Origin of the sequence: Erysipelothrix sp. P66 (genome assembly GCF_038682365.1) — a bacterium.
Classification (GTDB): Bacteria; Bacillota_I; Bacilli_A; order Erysipelotrichales; family Erysipelotrichaceae; genus Erysipelothrix; species Erysipelothrix piscisicarius.
In genome coordinates this window covers 59,034-72,754 of sequence record NZ_CP152290.1, presented here as the reverse complement: position 1 = coordinate 72,754, position 13,721 = coordinate 59,034, and the positions used below count along the sequence as shown (strand labels likewise).

15 protein-coding genes are annotated in these 13,721 nt (G+C 36.5%); 11 read left to right on the top strand and 4 right to left on the bottom strand.

Annotated elements, in window-relative coordinates; translation table 11 throughout:
• Nucleotides 1-94 precede the first annotated feature (94 nt).
• From AAG186_RS00350 to AAG186_RS00340, 3 genes are all read left to right on the top strand, one after another.
• A complete protein-coding gene (locus tag AAG186_RS00350; protein ID WP_181950053.1) occupies nt 95-469 on the top strand; it encodes a helix-turn-helix domain-containing protein in 375 nt (124 codons plus the stop codon).
• The gene (locus AAG186_RS00345; RefSeq protein ID WP_342622099.1) at nt 391-1,329 is read left to right on the top strand and encodes an IS3 family transposase; all 939 of its coding nucleotides are present in this window, start codon (nt 391-393) and stop codon (nt 1,327-1,329) included. The genes AAG186_RS00350 and AAG186_RS00345 overlap by 79 nt, the downstream gene beginning before the upstream one ends.
• A gap of 96 nt (nt 1,330-1,425) precedes the next feature.
• Nucleotides 1,426-2,145: an HAD-IA family hydrolase gene (locus AAG186_RS00340; protein ID WP_342621751.1), complete on the top strand. Its 720-nt coding sequence runs from the start codon at nt 1,426-1,428 to the stop codon at nt 2,143-2,145.
• A 355-nt stretch (nt 2,146-2,500) separates the two neighbouring features.
• Here AAG186_RS00340 and alr read toward each other — a convergent pair whose 3' ends face one another.
• The 4 genes from alr to AAG186_RS00320 are packed head-to-tail and all read right to left on the bottom strand — an operon-like array spanning nt 2,501 to nt 5,439.
• Nucleotides 2,501-3,571: an alanine racemase gene (gene alr, locus AAG186_RS00335; protein WP_125163826.1), complete on the bottom strand. Its 1,071-nt coding sequence runs from the start codon at nt 3,569-3,571 to the stop codon at nt 2,501-2,503.
• Entirely contained in the window at nt 3,571-3,981 is a 411-nt protein-coding gene (locus AAG186_RS00330; protein WP_125163827.1) for a hypothetical protein, read from the bottom strand. Before AAG186_RS00330 ends, alr begins: the two co-directional genes overlap by 1 nt.
• Nucleotides 3,982-3,998: 17 nt before the next feature.
• Nucleotides 3,999-4,943 carry a membrane dipeptidase gene (locus AAG186_RS00325; RefSeq protein WP_161636939.1) on the bottom strand — a complete coding sequence of 315 codons (945 nt, stop codon included), beginning with the start codon at nt 4,941-4,943 and terminating at the stop codon, nt 3,999-4,001.
• Nucleotides 4,927-5,439 (bottom strand): GNAT family N-acetyltransferase, encoded by a 513-nt coding sequence (locus AAG186_RS00320; RefSeq protein ID WP_161636938.1) that lies wholly within the window; start codon nt 5,437-5,439, stop codon nt 4,927-4,929. The genes AAG186_RS00325 and AAG186_RS00320 overlap by 17 nt, the downstream gene beginning before the upstream one ends.
• An 89-nt stretch (nt 5,440-5,528) precedes the next feature.
• Between AAG186_RS00320 and AAG186_RS00315 the strand changes: the two genes are divergently transcribed.
• The 8 genes from AAG186_RS00315 to proC all read left to right on the top strand — a co-directional run bounded on the left by AAG186_RS00315 (nt 5,529) and on the right by proC (nt 13,719).
• Nucleotides 5,529-6,383, top strand: coding sequence for a YitT family protein (locus AAG186_RS00315; protein ID WP_342621749.1), 855 nt, complete (start codon nt 5,529-5,531; stop codon nt 6,381-6,383).
• A gap of 9 nt (nt 6,384-6,392) precedes the next feature.
• Nucleotides 6,393-7,046, top strand: a complete 654-nt coding sequence (locus tag AAG186_RS00310) for a hydrolase (RefSeq protein ID WP_342621747.1) — start codon at nt 6,393-6,395, stop codon at nt 7,044-7,046.
• 58 nt (nt 7,047-7,104) lie between these two features.
• Complete coding sequence (locus tag AAG186_RS00305; RefSeq protein WP_013852418.1) at nt 7,105-7,395, top strand: HesB/YadR/YfhF-like protein; 291 nt, start codon at nt 7,105-7,107, stop codon at nt 7,393-7,395.
• Between the two features lie 76 nt (nt 7,396-7,471).
• The gene (locus AAG186_RS00300) at nt 7,472-8,152 is read left to right on the top strand and encodes a GTP pyrophosphokinase family protein (RefSeq protein ID WP_161636936.1); all 681 of its coding nucleotides are present in this window, start codon (nt 7,472-7,474) and stop codon (nt 8,150-8,152) included.
• Between the two features lie 104 nt (nt 8,153-8,256).
• Nucleotides 8,257-9,504: a DUF1576 domain-containing protein gene (locus AAG186_RS00295; protein WP_342621745.1), complete on the top strand. Its 1,248-nt coding sequence runs from the start codon at nt 8,257-8,259 to the stop codon at nt 9,502-9,504.
• Nucleotides 9,505-9,616: 112 nt separating this feature from the next.
• Nucleotides 9,617-11,593: a S9 family peptidase gene (locus tag AAG186_RS00290; RefSeq protein ID WP_342621743.1), complete on the top strand. Its 1,977-nt coding sequence runs from the start codon at nt 9,617-9,619 to the stop codon at nt 11,591-11,593.
• A 9-nt stretch (nt 11,594-11,602) separates the two neighbouring features.
• Complete coding sequence (locus AAG186_RS00285) at nt 11,603-12,928, top strand: AAA family ATPase (protein WP_200542947.1); 1,326 nt, start codon at nt 11,603-11,605, stop codon at nt 12,926-12,928.
• Nucleotides 12,929-12,945: 17 nt separating this feature from the next.
• The gene (proC, locus tag AAG186_RS00280) at nt 12,946-13,719 is read left to right on the top strand and encodes a pyrroline-5-carboxylate reductase (protein WP_342621740.1); all 774 of its coding nucleotides are present in this window, start codon (nt 12,946-12,948) and stop codon (nt 13,717-13,719) included.
• Nucleotides 13,720-13,721: the final 2 nt, after the last annotated feature.

Below are 13,721 nucleotides of genomic sequence, written 5' to 3'. Positions count from 1 at the left end.
CTATATGGAGTAGTAAACTAAAAGTAGACAAGTAAAAAAGACTTGTCTACTTTTTTTGTGTAATAATAAAATCAGAGATAAAACGGAGGTATTAATGATGGGAAGACCCAAAGGTGGATTAAATAATAAATGGACTTATGAGGATCGTATTAAAGTCGTTACACGTCATATTGATGAACATATAAGTGCTGCGAAACTATCACAAGAAACAGGAATACCTAAAGGAACGATTAATGGTTGGATTGATCGATTCATGCGCGATGGTAAAGAGGGTTTAAAAAACAAGAAAAAGACAGGAAATCATTTTTCTGCGCTTCATACGAGTAAATCATTAACTGAGATCGAACGACTTCAACTCGAAATTCTAAAACGAGATATTGAGATTGCACGATTAAAAAAAGGGTACCAGGTGAAAGGAGTTGGTGTAAACAAGGAGTTCGTTACTTTAAAAGACAAGAATTCCAAATAGCACATGACTTATCTTTTAAACATCCGATTACGTTCATTCTTAGATTTATGAATTTGAACCGATCTGGTTATTACAAGTGGTTAAAGCATAAGGATGATCTCAATATTTATGAACAAAAAAGAGCGATTCTTAGCTTTGTGATTAAAGACTGGCATCGCCGTTTTCCAAGTTATGGTTATCATGATATCGCTGCAGTCATGAGAAAGCAAAGTGATTTAGGGATTGAATTTTCCGATAATTTAATCCACAAGTGTTGCAAGTTTTTAAATATTAAATCAAAAGTTAAACACTATTCCTATAAAAAACCTGGAACACAAAGTCGAATTTATCCTAATATTATAAAGAATCAATGGAAGGCAACCAAACCTTTAGAAATTATTGTTTCAGATATGACACATATTCGAAACAAAGGGATTAATTATGAATGGACTTTAATGGTTGATACTTTCAACAATGAAATTATAAGTTCTGCATTATCGCGTACAACTGGTGATCCTAAGCCTTACTACAAGTGTCTCGAGGATCTCCTTGCGCTACTTAAGGATAATAAAAAAACAGCTCCCACGATTCTTCACACAGATCAAGGAGCTGTCTACCACTCTAAAGCTTTCGCTAAAGCGCATGAAAATTATAACATAATTAGATCTATGTCGCGAGCTGGAACACCTACAGATAATCCAATTATCGAATCATTAAATGGATGGATTAAAGCAGAAATGGCGTGTGATTATCAATACTGGTCCGTAGATAACTTTGAAAATTTTATCGAAGAATATGTACATTATTTCAATTTTGAAAGACCTGCTTACTGTTTAAATTACAAAACCCCTATCCAATATAAAATGGATAAGGGTTTCTAGTCTTTTATTAATGTCTACTTTTGTTTGACAACTCCAATCTATATTAATCCTTTTTCTTAACGTTTACCCTAACAATATATACCAAAAGGAGATTATATGAGTATATTTATCTTTGATATGGATGACACGCTCTACGATCAAATTATTCCATTTAAAAAAGCGCTCGATGACGCTGGATTTATTGACGTAAAAGATGTCCGTTCGTTATACATTCAAAGTCGTATCTACAGTGATTCTGTGTTTGAAGCAACCCAAAATGGCACAATGACAAACCTCGAAATGAGACGTTTTCGAATTCAAAAACCTCTCGAAGATATTGGAATCCAAATAAGTCCTGCCGAAGCAGATTTTTTTCAAGAACGCTACGCATATCACTTGGATCACCTCGAACTGCATCCTGCCATTCATGATTTGTTCACTATCCTTAATAGTCGCAACATACCTTTTTATGTCTTAACGAATGGCCCTTCTGAACATCAATGGAAGAAAATTAAAGCCTTACGTTTGGAAGATTACATGCCTCATTCCCAGATCATTGTTTCCGGGGATGTCGGATATTATAAACCTTCCCGGGAAATATTCCAAGTTATTGAAGCACAACAAACTGGCTCTCTAATTATGATCGGCGATTCCCTCACAAACGACGTTCTTGGCGCAAGAAATGCAGGATGGGAAGCTGTTTGGTTTAATCATCGGCGTCGTGATGGTTATTATGATGGTCTCACTCTATTTTCATTTAGTCAGATAAAGTCGTATGTTTTAAATTCCATAAATAAAGAAGCTGTGGGACTGACCTCGGTTAATGGGACTCCTTAATAAGAACAGTCAATCCGCACGGAGTTCAATTTGGATCAAGAACGTAATCGTTTAAGTCTTGAAAGACCGAGCACTGATGAATCTTTGATGATGTTCAACACATTCTCAGTACACAAAGAAGGAAGAAAGAATCATTAAAACAGTATGAATATCACTCTCAACGATGGTTATCAGATAACATCACGCATATTGAAACGCGATACGTATCCTCTGGGAAAGAACACGGTTTCAAGCATTAGGCAGTATTTTAATCTTCAATGTTGAGTCACGAAAAACTGGGATTTATATCTTCGGTACATTACCGCAAGTTACAAATCCCAGTTTATTTTTTTAGAGTCCCCGTCTCGTTCCTCTTTTATTTTCTTTTGTCGATATGAACAATCTTTTTATTTTGAATATAATGCCGAGTAATACGTTCGCTAAGGGTTGATAGAAGTACGTACTTCGAAATCCCTGTAATGTTTTCTAGTTGCGCACAGGTTCTATGTTCACCTATCAGTTCAACGACATCACCCAAACAAACATGTTCATCAATTCGTATCATCGTCTGATCCATACATATTTTTCCTACAATCGAATACGGTCTTCCATTAATATACACCGGAACTAAATTATTTCTTACATCGAAACAATCAGCATAGCCTATTGGCATGGTTCCGAATAACTCTTTGGTCTCCACTTCATAGGTGTAATCATAACCAATTGACTCCCCTGCCTCGACCTCATCGATATGCAATATCGTGGAATGCAGAGACAGCACTGGTTTTAATACTGGCATATCCACTCGATACCCGTAGACCGCAAGTCCCATACGAAAACCATTTATGACTGAACTGTTTTTAATAATTGAAACCGGTGCATTCCCAACATGAACCCATTTAAAATCACGGTTCGATGTGGTGACAATTTTTTCAAAACGTGCTAATTGTTCACGTCCTTTTTCAAGATTTTCAGGGCTTGGAAAATGGGTGTAAATTCCTTCCAGTGAAACCTCACTCGATAGAATTTCTTCAATTTCTTGATTGTGTTTTATTCCAATTCGGTTCATGCCTACATTGATTTCTAAATGCAACCGCAGGTCGAGGTCTAACGTTTGAACTTTACGAAACCATTCAATTGAAGGGATGGTGTATACGAATTGCTCTTGATGATTTGATGCAATGAAATTTGGATCAACATAACTGAAAATTAGAATGTCATGAAGGATTCCTTTTTCAACCAAACGTTGCGCCTCGTCGATTGATGAAACACAAATAAACGGGAGATTTTCTTCGATCATGATGCGACTGCATTCAACATCACCATGACCATAAGCATTTGCTTTTACAACACCAAAAAGCGACTTCCCTGTCACTTCTTTTATTTTATTAATATTGTATGAAAGATTGTCGAGATTTATCGTTGCAATCGTCTCTCTACCATCCATTAAATGATCCTCGAATAATTATAACTTATATAAATCGCTAGCAAACGATATGCAATCCATAAAACGGAATGAATCTCGTTTTGTGCTGCATACTTAAAGATAATTTGATAACTACTTAACTCGAAAAGGCCCGCAATTCCCATAACGGTCACGACATCACTAATGATGATTGCCAACAAAGTAAACAAGGCTGCGATAATCGAAAATTTCATTTGGACGCCACGACCAAATTTCTGAATCGCAAGTGCAATAAGATACCCAACACCTACAATAACTAATGAGAAGTTCGCAACTTTATTTCTAAAAATTCCTGATACAATTCCTAAGACTACTGCCGAAACTACCCCAACAAGTAGTGCTACATTAAATCTTTGTTTCTGTGTTAATGATCGTGTATTAAAGATTTCCATAATGGTTTCGTTCTCCTTTATATCATTTTATGATTAACATAATTAATAAAGTTATCATAAGCAATCGCATTTGTAAATTTTTCACCCAAGGTATTTTCGATTTCCAGAAGTAAATTTTGTGTTTTTGAAGCGTCTTCTAGATACTTGATTTTAGTTGCAATCCCATCAAAATCTGAACCAAGTCCAATTTGCTGCTCACAACCCATTTCTACTAAGTATTCTATATGACGCACTAAATCAGAAATTTCGGTTTCTTTTTCGTCATCGGTTACAAAAGCATCATAGTACACGACATGAATTGGAAAACCCCCTTCAAGCATACGTCTGATTTGATTATCATTTAAATTACGCCGATGGCTCGCAATAGCCTTCACATTTGAATGACTTGCAATAACATGCTTTGCACTATTAAGTACGTCATCAAAACCTTTTAAACTAATATGAGATACATCTACAAACAAATTTCGTTCATTGAGTTCTTCCACTACATTAAATCCAAAAGCAGTCAGACCTGCGCCACGTGGCTCACCAATTCCATCACATGCTAGATTCGCATCATTCCATGTCATCCCAATGGAGAGAACCCCCTCATCCAACAAATGCTTTACTTTTTCCATGTCATTTCCAACACAATCAAGACCTTCTAAAGTTAAAAATGTACCAATTTCATCCGACCCTAGTTTCTCGATATCACTAAAAGATCTTATTTGAACGACATGAGGTATTGTAAGCACACGATGTTTATATGCATCAATCTGTTCGAGAGCAATTTGATATTTATCATTAAAGTTTAAATCGGGATCTATAAAGATTGCCATCGCTTGAACTTTCGTATTGCTTGCTTTTAATTTTTCATAATTGACATCTAATTCATTTGAATCTTTAAAATTAAGTGATTGATCCTGTTGGAGTTTCAAAAGCACATCACAGTGCCAATCAATGATTTTATATTTTTTTGTCATACGCGAGTCTTTCTCCCCCATCTTTTAAAGTTATTCTACCACAAAGTTGGTATCCTGTTTTCATCAACAGTGCATTCATAGCAAGATTGTTTTTATGCGTATCGATTCGAACCACGGAAAAGCCTGCTTTTCCACAAGTGTTTTCTATCTGTTTAAGAGCATGTGTCGCAATTTTCTGACCATAATATGCTGGATGAATCGCAATTCGATGGATTACCGCATAGGGACCTTCTTCATTCCATTGCCCCTCTTCAATCGTATCATAATTTTCATCATCACCCAGTTGAAGCATCAAGGTTCCTACCAAATCTTGTTCCTTGAGAATCACAAAGCCATTCTCATTTTTGATATCGTTTCGTATGGTATCTTCGTTTGGATACCCATTTTGCCATTGATCAATACCTTTATCGCGAAACATCGCTTTAGCTTGTTCAATAATATGCATGATCTCGGGTAAATCACCAATTTTAGCTTTTCGTATCTGTATTGTCATCATAATCCCTCTTGTTTTCCTAGATATCTCGATTGAAATTCTTTCATAAATAAAGAATACTCTTAACCCTTAGATTTTGTTATAATTAGAGTATGAAAAAAACAAAAAATTATTTACTTTGCATTGCTGGTGCAATAATGTTTGCACTCTCTGTTAATCTATTTATTATTCCTGCCCAGATTTATAATGGTGGTATGGTGGGGATCGCGCAGTTATTGCGGGATGCCCTCCAATACGTCTTCAAATTTGAATTTGGTTTTGACATTGCTGGAATCGTAAATTTATTTCTTAATATTCCTTTGCTTATCTTTGCATGGTTCAAGTTTTCGCATTCTTTTGTGCGTTATACACTTGTCACTATTGTAACACAAGCAATCTGTTTTACATTAATTCCTGTTATGAGTCAGCCAATTGTAGATGATGTTTTTATTTCAATTATCATTGCGGCTGTGCTTGGTGCCTTCGGTGCCTCACTTTCATATCGCGCCAAAGGGTCCTCGGGTGGTTTGGATGTAATTGGTTTTTATTTATCTCAAAAAAAGAAAGGAAGTTTGGGTTCATTATATTTAATGGTGAACTGTTCAATTTATCTTGTGTGTTTAATTGTTTATAATGCACAAACCGCACTTTATTCGCTCGTGTACTCCTTTATCTTTTCCTTCTGTCTTGATAAGTTCCATGAACATAATATTGAGGTAAGTGTAATGGTATATACGAAAAACAAAGATATCAAACGTGAAATTATTGAAGTTATCCATCGTGGCGTAACGTATTGGGATGGCTATGGTGCATATACCGGGAGTCAAATGGATGTATTTGTAACCATTGTTGCGCAAAGTGAAGTTGTTGAATTAAAACAACTTATTCGAAAACATGATCCCAATGCCTTTATCATTGTCACAAAAAATTTAAAAGTAGACGGAGGATTTGAAAAACGTCTCATCTAGGAGGTAAGTATGTTTGTTCCAGAATATAATGGCAACTTAAGATCGCACATTATTCGTGTGCCTGAATCGATTCAGGAAGCAAGTGGAATTAAATTATTTGGTCGTACAATTAAGTCATTTTTATTCACGACTGATGTCGCAATTATTCGTAATTGTAATGCCGATGCAGTTATCGCAATTTATCCTTTTACACCCCAACCAATAATTACACACGCAATTAAAAACGTTGCGGATGTTCCCGTCTTTTCTGGAATTGGTGGTGGCACTACCCGTGGACTTCGCGTTGTAGGTCTTGCAGTTGACGCTGAACAACAAGGTGCAACAGGTGTTGTCCTAAATGCTCCAACTACAAATAAATTAATACGTCTTGTGAAACAAGCGATTGAGATTCCGATTATCATCACCGTTCTTAACGAAAATGAAGATATTCAGGCACGTCTTGATGCCGGTTCAACAATCCTAAATGTATCCGCGGCAGCGCGCACACCTGAAGTTGTTGCGGCAATTCGAAAGAATCATCCGCAAGTACCAATTATCGCGACTGGTGGCCCTACGGAAGAATCATGTCGGAAAACCATACAAGCTGGCGCAAACGCTGTATCCTTTACACCCCCAAGCACAGCCGATATGTTTAAAGACTTGATGGCTACCTATCGAGAGTAAGCATATTACATAATAATTCAGCCAGAGTGTGATAACATAACTTAAAAGAGGTGACACAATGAAATTAGAAGTATCAAAAGAAGCAGCAGAGTGGTATATTCGCGAACTGAATCTTAAAGCAAACGACAGCGTTAAATTTTTTGGAAAGGTTTATGGTCCTCACGGTGGTTTCTCATTTGCTTTGGCAATTATGGAACCAAGTAGACCACTGGAAATGATCAAAGTAGAAGGCATCAACTTTTATGTTGAAAAGTCAGATGACTGGTTTTTTGCCGATAAAGACCTCAGTATTACGTTTGATAAAGAACGTGATGAACCAAAATACGATGTCACAATTATAGAGGGGTAACCCTCTTTTTTTTACTTTCTTCTAGATATCATAGACTTTTAATATTTTATGATAAAATAATCTTAGAGGTGAGTTTATGTCACGAAATGAAGTTATTATTAATAATCAAAAATTTAAAGTGCCCACAGACTTTGTAAATCAAACCAAAAATTTCATTGCTTTAATGCTTTTATATGATTGCGCAGTACGCGAAATCACCACCAAACTTGAAATTTTGGACAGAGAACTTGGAACACTTACGACCCGAAATCCAATTACAACCATAAAATCACGCGTTAAAAAACCACAAAGTATTGTGGAAAAGCTACTTAGACTTGAAGTCCCTTTGAATGTGGATTCAATCCCTCAGCACTTAAATGACGTTGCAGGTGTTCGGGTAATCTGTTCATACATTGATGATATCTATATTGTCGCAGATATGATTTCAAATCAAGATGATATCCAAGTCCTTGAAATTAAAGATTATATTCAATTTCCTAAAGAGAACGGTTACCGCAGTCTTCATTTAATTGTGGAGGTTCCCGTCTTTCTTTCAGATGGAAAACATTACGCAAAAGTAGAAATTCAAATTCGTACAATTGCCATGGATTTTTGGGCTTCATTAGAGCACGAAATTCGTTACAAAAAAGATCATCGCCATCTTGAATTAGTATCCGAAGAACTTTTCGACTGTGCAGAGACGATTGCAAAAACAGATCAAAAAATGCTTGATATTCGAAATTTAATTGACGATGAAAATTCAAAGAGTAATTTTTAGAACGCTTATGCGTTCTTTTTATTGTTTTCTGGGTGTTCTTTTATTCATTTAATGCTTTTTATTTAAGAAAAATTAAGTTATATTTATGAAAAAGGAAGTGATTTATGCGTAATCAAACAAACCGGCTTTTCTTATATTTAAGTATTTTACTTATTGGCTCTGCATTTGTTCTTGATTCACCCGCAACCATTTTTTCTGGAATGATTCAGATCATTGTTCAGTCAGATATTTTGATTACCGATTATTTCGCAATCGGCGGCGTTGGTGCAGCTTTATTTAATGCTGGTCTAATCACGCTTATTTCCGTTTTAATCATTATGTATTCTGAGACCGAGTTTTCAGGCTCGGTCATAGCCTCAATTATGCTTATGTTAAGTTTCGGATTGTTTGGTAAAAACATTGTCAATATTATTCCGATACTCATTGGTACTTATCTTTATGCGCTTGTAACCAAAGAAGCTTACAAAGATATTGTCCATATCTCTTTACTGGCGACAAGCTTTTCTCCAATTGTTAGTGAATTAATGTTTGTCGTCAATCTCCCTCTATACTTACGGCTGATTCTAAGTATTACAGTTGGACTTTCAATTGGTTTTACGATTAAACCCGTAGCACGCTCTCTATATAAAGTTCACGATGGTTATAGTCTTGCGAATATTGGGTTTGCGGTTGGAATTATGAGTACCCTCTATGTTTCGATTATGAAATCGTATGGCTATGTCCCTTATAAGCGATTAATCGTAACGACAGAATACACAATTCCCTCTGCCGTTGTATTGTCGATTTTGTTTCTCTTGCTTTTCTATATCGGTTGGCTCAGTGATCATGACGCTTTTAGAAAATACCGCCAATTACTTCGTGAAACCGGTCATGGGGATAATGATTTTTATAAAAAATATGGCCTCGGTGCCGTTTTAATTAATATGTCCGTGAACGGATTCTTAGCTTTATTCTTTGTGCTCGTGGTTGCGAAAGGTGCACTTAACGGACCGAATATTGGGGGCATCCTTACCATCATTGGGTTTTCAGGGGCTGGGAAGCATTGGAGAAATATCACCCCGATATTTATTGGTGTGTATCTTGGCGGTCTTACGAAAAGTTGGTCATTAGATCAGCCTGCCGTTTTACTTGGCGCCTTATTTAGCACCGCGCTGGCTCCAATAGCTGGTGACTTTGGATTTATTTGGGGTATTGTCGCTGGATTTATAAATTCCTCAGTTGTTTTAAATTCCGGTTCGTTACATGCTGGTATGAACCTCTATAATACGGGGTTTGCTGTAGGTATTGTAGCAGCGGTAATGGTTCCTGTGCTACGCTTATTTATCCCTTTAAAAGAACAACGTTTTAAGTGATGCACTCTTAAATATGTATTGCTTTGAAGTTGGTGACACCAACTTCTTTTTTTGTGCTAAAACGTATCTGTTCGGTATGATTGTGATATAATTCTAAAAAGGAGTGACACATATGAAACAATTAGAATTAAAAGATTTTTTGAATTATACTTATTTGGCTTCACTTACAACAAGTCCTGCTAAGAAACACATGGCATTTATTAAATCGGTTGGACGTTATGATGAAAACGATTATGTTCACGATCTCTATCTTTCCGACGGATTAACACACAAACGAATTTTTGATTTAGGAAATGATTCACGTTATTTTTGGGAAACGGATAATACCCTTTTACTCCCTTTAGCGCGCTTAGAATCTGAAAAAGAAGCAATAAAAGCTAAACATTCAGTCTTTTATCGTTACGATATTCACTCAGGTGAACTGAATCATGCCTACACGTTTAAATTTCCAGTAGGATCTTTGAAAGTCATTGATGAGAATCATTTATTACTTTCAGGAAGTTTAAGTGTCACCGATCATGTATTCCTTGATGGCGATGATGATGCGCGATCAAAATATAACACAGAAGTAGAATCCAGTTCATTTTTCGAAGTCTTCGAAGAAATCCCTTTCTACTCAAATGGCGGCGGTTTTAACCAAGCCAAACGAAGTCAGTTGTTTATTTATACGATTGATGAAGACCGTTATGTCGCCCTCTCAGATAAAAACGAAGATATTTCACTCTATCATTTTGATAAAGAAAAACAATGCATGATTTATGCTCGTGAAGTTGCAACAGGTAAACCGGATTTCTATCAAGATATCTATCTTTATGATTTTACGAAAAATGAAGAGACAGCACTGTATACGCAACATAATTTTTCATTCAGTTCCGTATTTATGATTCATCAAACAATTTATGCATTCGGTAGTAATTTAAACGATTATGGTATCAATCAAAATGGCGATCTCTATCAAATTACCCACAACGCACTTATCAAGGTTCAAGATTTCGGTTTAAGTGCCTGGGGGTCCATTGGAAGTGATGTCCGCTACGTAGATTCCATTACAAGTCGTGTTGTTGATGATGTGTATTATTTTGTAGGAACATATCGTGATCGAACAGTGCTTTATAGTTTTGATGGAACATCCATCAAACGTGCATTTGATGCACCCGGTAGTCTTGATGGTTGGATTAAATATAATGATGAGTTTTACGGTATTGGTCTTTACAATAATAATCTTCAAGAACTTTATCGACTTGACCTCGCTAACAATGCAGTCACAATGGTTTCGGAATTTAATCAGTCTATTTTAAAAGATACCTTCATCGCAAAACCCGAACACTTTGAATATACTCATGATGGTCAGTTGCTTGATGGTTGGGTCCTTTTACCTCAAGATTACGACCCAACTTCATCATATCCCGCCATCTTAGATATTCATGGCGGACCAAAAACTATTTATTCTGATGTTTTCTATCATGAAATGCAAGTTTGGGCAAATAAAGGTTATATTGTCTTCTTTACAAACCCACGCGGCGGTGATGTCTATGGAAATGAATTTATGGATATCTTTGGTCGTTATGGTGATGTTGACTATGCTGATCTGATGAAGTTTACAGATATCGTCTTGGATCGCTACGCTATTGATCCGAAGCGCGTCGGGGTAACTGGAGGTTCTTATGGCGGATTTATGACAAACTGGATTGTTGGTCATACAAATCGCTTTAAATGTGCAGCAACCCAACGCTCAATTTCAAATTGGATTTCATTCTATGGGACTTCAGATATTGGATTCTATTTCGCTGATGATCAAACGGCAGCAGATCCCCTTGAAGATACTGAAAAGATGTGGAATCAATCACCACTAAAATATGCTCGCAACGTGAAAACACCGTTACTCTTTATTCACTCTGATGAAGATTATCGCTGTCCAATCGAACAAGGTATGCAATTCTTCACATATCTCAAAGAAAATGGCGTGGATACGCGTTTTGTTTGGTTGCGTGGAGAAAACCACGGACTTTCACGTAATGGTAAACCAAAAGCTCGTATCAAACGACTTGAAGAAATTACCAACTGGATGGATAAATACTTAAAACTGTGAGGTCTTTAAATGTTTGGTAGTCTAACTCTAAAGAATTTTAGATGTTATAAAGATTTGCGAATCGAGTTTAAAAACAAACGTGGTACTGTAAAACCGCGTATCTACATTTATGGTGATAATGCCTCGGGTAAATCATCACTCTTGCTTTCCTTTGCGTTTTTACGAAAAATGAATAACGGTCTTTACCTAAATCATTTACTTGAAACACGTGATCATCCAAAATATGATCATCCTTCAATTGAATATTTCAACCTTCGTGAGGAGGCAAAACGTCACTACCGTATTTTCGCACAAGACAATATGGTTTTAGCGTATGAAATGATCCTTGATGGCCAGGTATTTGTTTACGAAATTGTTTTCAATCAATATCAAGAAATTGTGAGTGAAAGCCTCTTTAAACGCATTAATAATCGAGCTATCATTATTTTTACGGCATCGCCTACAGACTTTTCATTTGGACGAGGTATGATTCTAACCAAAGACATTCCAGTAATCCAAAATCTCTATGATACGTATTACGGTGAACACACCATGTTGTCAATTTTAAACTTCATTATTGAACGTCAATCCGTTTATAAAATTGCGATTAAGTATACGTTGCTCGATGTATGTATGTTTATCCGTCGTATGCATATTGGTGTTGAACCCTATTACGATCATCAAGCATATTTTAATTTCTTTACTGATAACAATATCACCCCTTTTACAGGAACCCATGATCCAATTGGCAAGCTCGCTTTCGAAAAGGCTCAGCCCTTATTAAGTAATATGTTGGTGACACTTTTTCCTAATGTCATTGAAGCATATTATGCCTTTACCCATAAGGGAAAAGATTTATGGGATTATGAGTTAAAAGTCGTAAAGAAAGGAATAGAAGGGAATTACACCATCCCCTATGGGGATTTCCCTTCGGGAACTTATGATTTTGTGAATAAGATTTTTGCCCTTTTTGATGCATTGATGGGCAGTACGTTAATCGGTGATGATTTCGATTTGTCACTTCATACTTTCCTCGTGCAGCATATTATTCAGTACTATATGCCACAAATTGAAGGGCAAACATTTTTAACCATGGATAAACTTTCAACTATGAACATCGTTGATCCTGCAAGCATTTATATTTGCAGTGCAAATTCTGATTTAAGTTATACTGTAAATTGTATTGAAGATATTGCACCGACCCAAGCCAATCACAACGTGCGAAACCGTTATGAACAAGGCGTGTATGGTGAACTCCATCGTCCTCAGTTTGTGAAAAATGATGAGTATTTCGTAGAGTTTAAGAAGTGGGTACAGCAGGTGCACCGTGTAATGTATAAAGAAGACTTGTTTTAGTCTCTATGAGGTGAATTATGAAAATCGGTTTTATCGGCGTTGGTAATATGGCTAACGCGATCATAAATGGTATTGAGAATAAGGATTCGATCTATATTAGTGGAAGAACCTACGAGTCAACTTGTGATAAAGCATCTGCACTCGGCGTCCATGCATGTAAATCAAATCGTGACTGTGCGCAAAGTGTCGATTTACTATTTCTATCTGTTAAACCGGAAATGTTTGAAACAGTACTCAATGAAATTAAGCCCGTATTAGATCATCAAACCTTAGTTTCAATTGCGGCTAAAAAGACCCTTAAGGATATTGAATCCTTATCTGGTCCCATACCAATCATAAGAGTTATGCCTAACTTGAATGTTGCGATTCAACGTGGGATCTCTGCAGTTTGTCATAATACGATGGTATCTCCTGAAGCTTTAACTGAAGTTCAAGATATTTTCGATGCACTCGGTGGGTTTGTATCCATCCCTGAATCACAATTTAGTGGTTTTATTGGGATAGCTGGGAGCTCTCCTGCATTTGTATTTAAATTTATCGATGAACTTGCGAAGTCAGTACTTGAAGAAGGCTTTGATTATGAGACCGCCCTTAGAATTACCTGTGCTGCAGTTTCAGGAAGTGCAGATTATTTAAGTCAAAGTGGCGAACCGGCAGATGTCCTTGTTGATCGTGTATGTTCGCCTGGTGGCACAACAATCGAAGGTGTTCGTGCACTTGATACGCATGGATTTGCTGAGGCAATTCACGCTGCTTCACACGCTACAATTCTTAAAGATAAACAAGGATAAAA

Excerpts from the sequence above, each read along its gene's own strand:
- AAG186_RS00305 (WP_013852418.1), top strand. The coding sequence starts at position 7,105 with ATGAAATTAGAAGTATCAAAAGAAGCAGCAGAGTGGTATATTCGCGAA.
- AAG186_RS00315 (WP_342621749.1), top strand. The coding sequence starts at position 5,529 with ATGAAAAAAACAAAAAATTATTTACTTTGCATTGCTGGTGCAATAATG.
- AAG186_RS00310 (WP_342621747.1), top strand. The coding sequence starts at position 6,393 with ATGTTTGTTCCAGAATATAATGGCAACTTAAGATCGCACATTATTCGT.
- AAG186_RS00340 (WP_342621751.1), top strand. The coding sequence starts at position 1,426 with ATGAGTATATTTATCTTTGATATGGATGACACGCTCTACGATCAAATT.
- alr (WP_125163826.1), bottom strand. The coding sequence starts at position 3,571 with ATGGATGGTAGAGAGACGATTGCAACGATAAATCTCGACAATCTTTCA.
- AAG186_RS00300 (WP_161636936.1), top strand. The coding sequence starts at position 7,472 with ATGTCACGAAATGAAGTTATTATTAATAATCAAAAATTTAAAGTGCCC.
- AAG186_RS00350 (WP_181950053.1), top strand. The coding sequence starts at position 95 with ATGATGGGAAGACCCAAAGGTGGATTAAATAATAAATGGACTTATGAG.
- AAG186_RS00330 (WP_125163827.1), bottom strand. The coding sequence starts at position 3,981 with ATGGAAATCTTTAATACACGATCATTAACACAGAAACAAAGATTTAAT.
- AAG186_RS00285 (WP_200542947.1), top strand. The coding sequence starts at position 11,603 with ATGTTTGGTAGTCTAACTCTAAAGAATTTTAGATGTTATAAAGATTTG.
- AAG186_RS00290 (WP_342621743.1), top strand. The coding sequence starts at position 9,617 with ATGAAACAATTAGAATTAAAAGATTTTTTGAATTATACTTATTTGGCT.
- proC (WP_342621740.1), top strand. The coding sequence starts at position 12,946 with ATGAAAATCGGTTTTATCGGCGTTGGTAATATGGCTAACGCGATCATA.
- AAG186_RS00295 (WP_342621745.1), top strand. The coding sequence starts at position 8,257 with ATGCGTAATCAAACAAACCGGCTTTTCTTATATTTAAGTATTTTACTT.
- AAG186_RS00325 (WP_161636939.1), bottom strand. The coding sequence starts at position 4,943 with ATGACAAAAAAATATAAAATCATTGATTGGCACTGTGATGTGCTTTTG.
- AAG186_RS00320 (WP_161636938.1), bottom strand. The coding sequence starts at position 5,439 with ATGATGACAATACAGATACGAAAAGCTAAAATTGGTGATTTACCCGAG.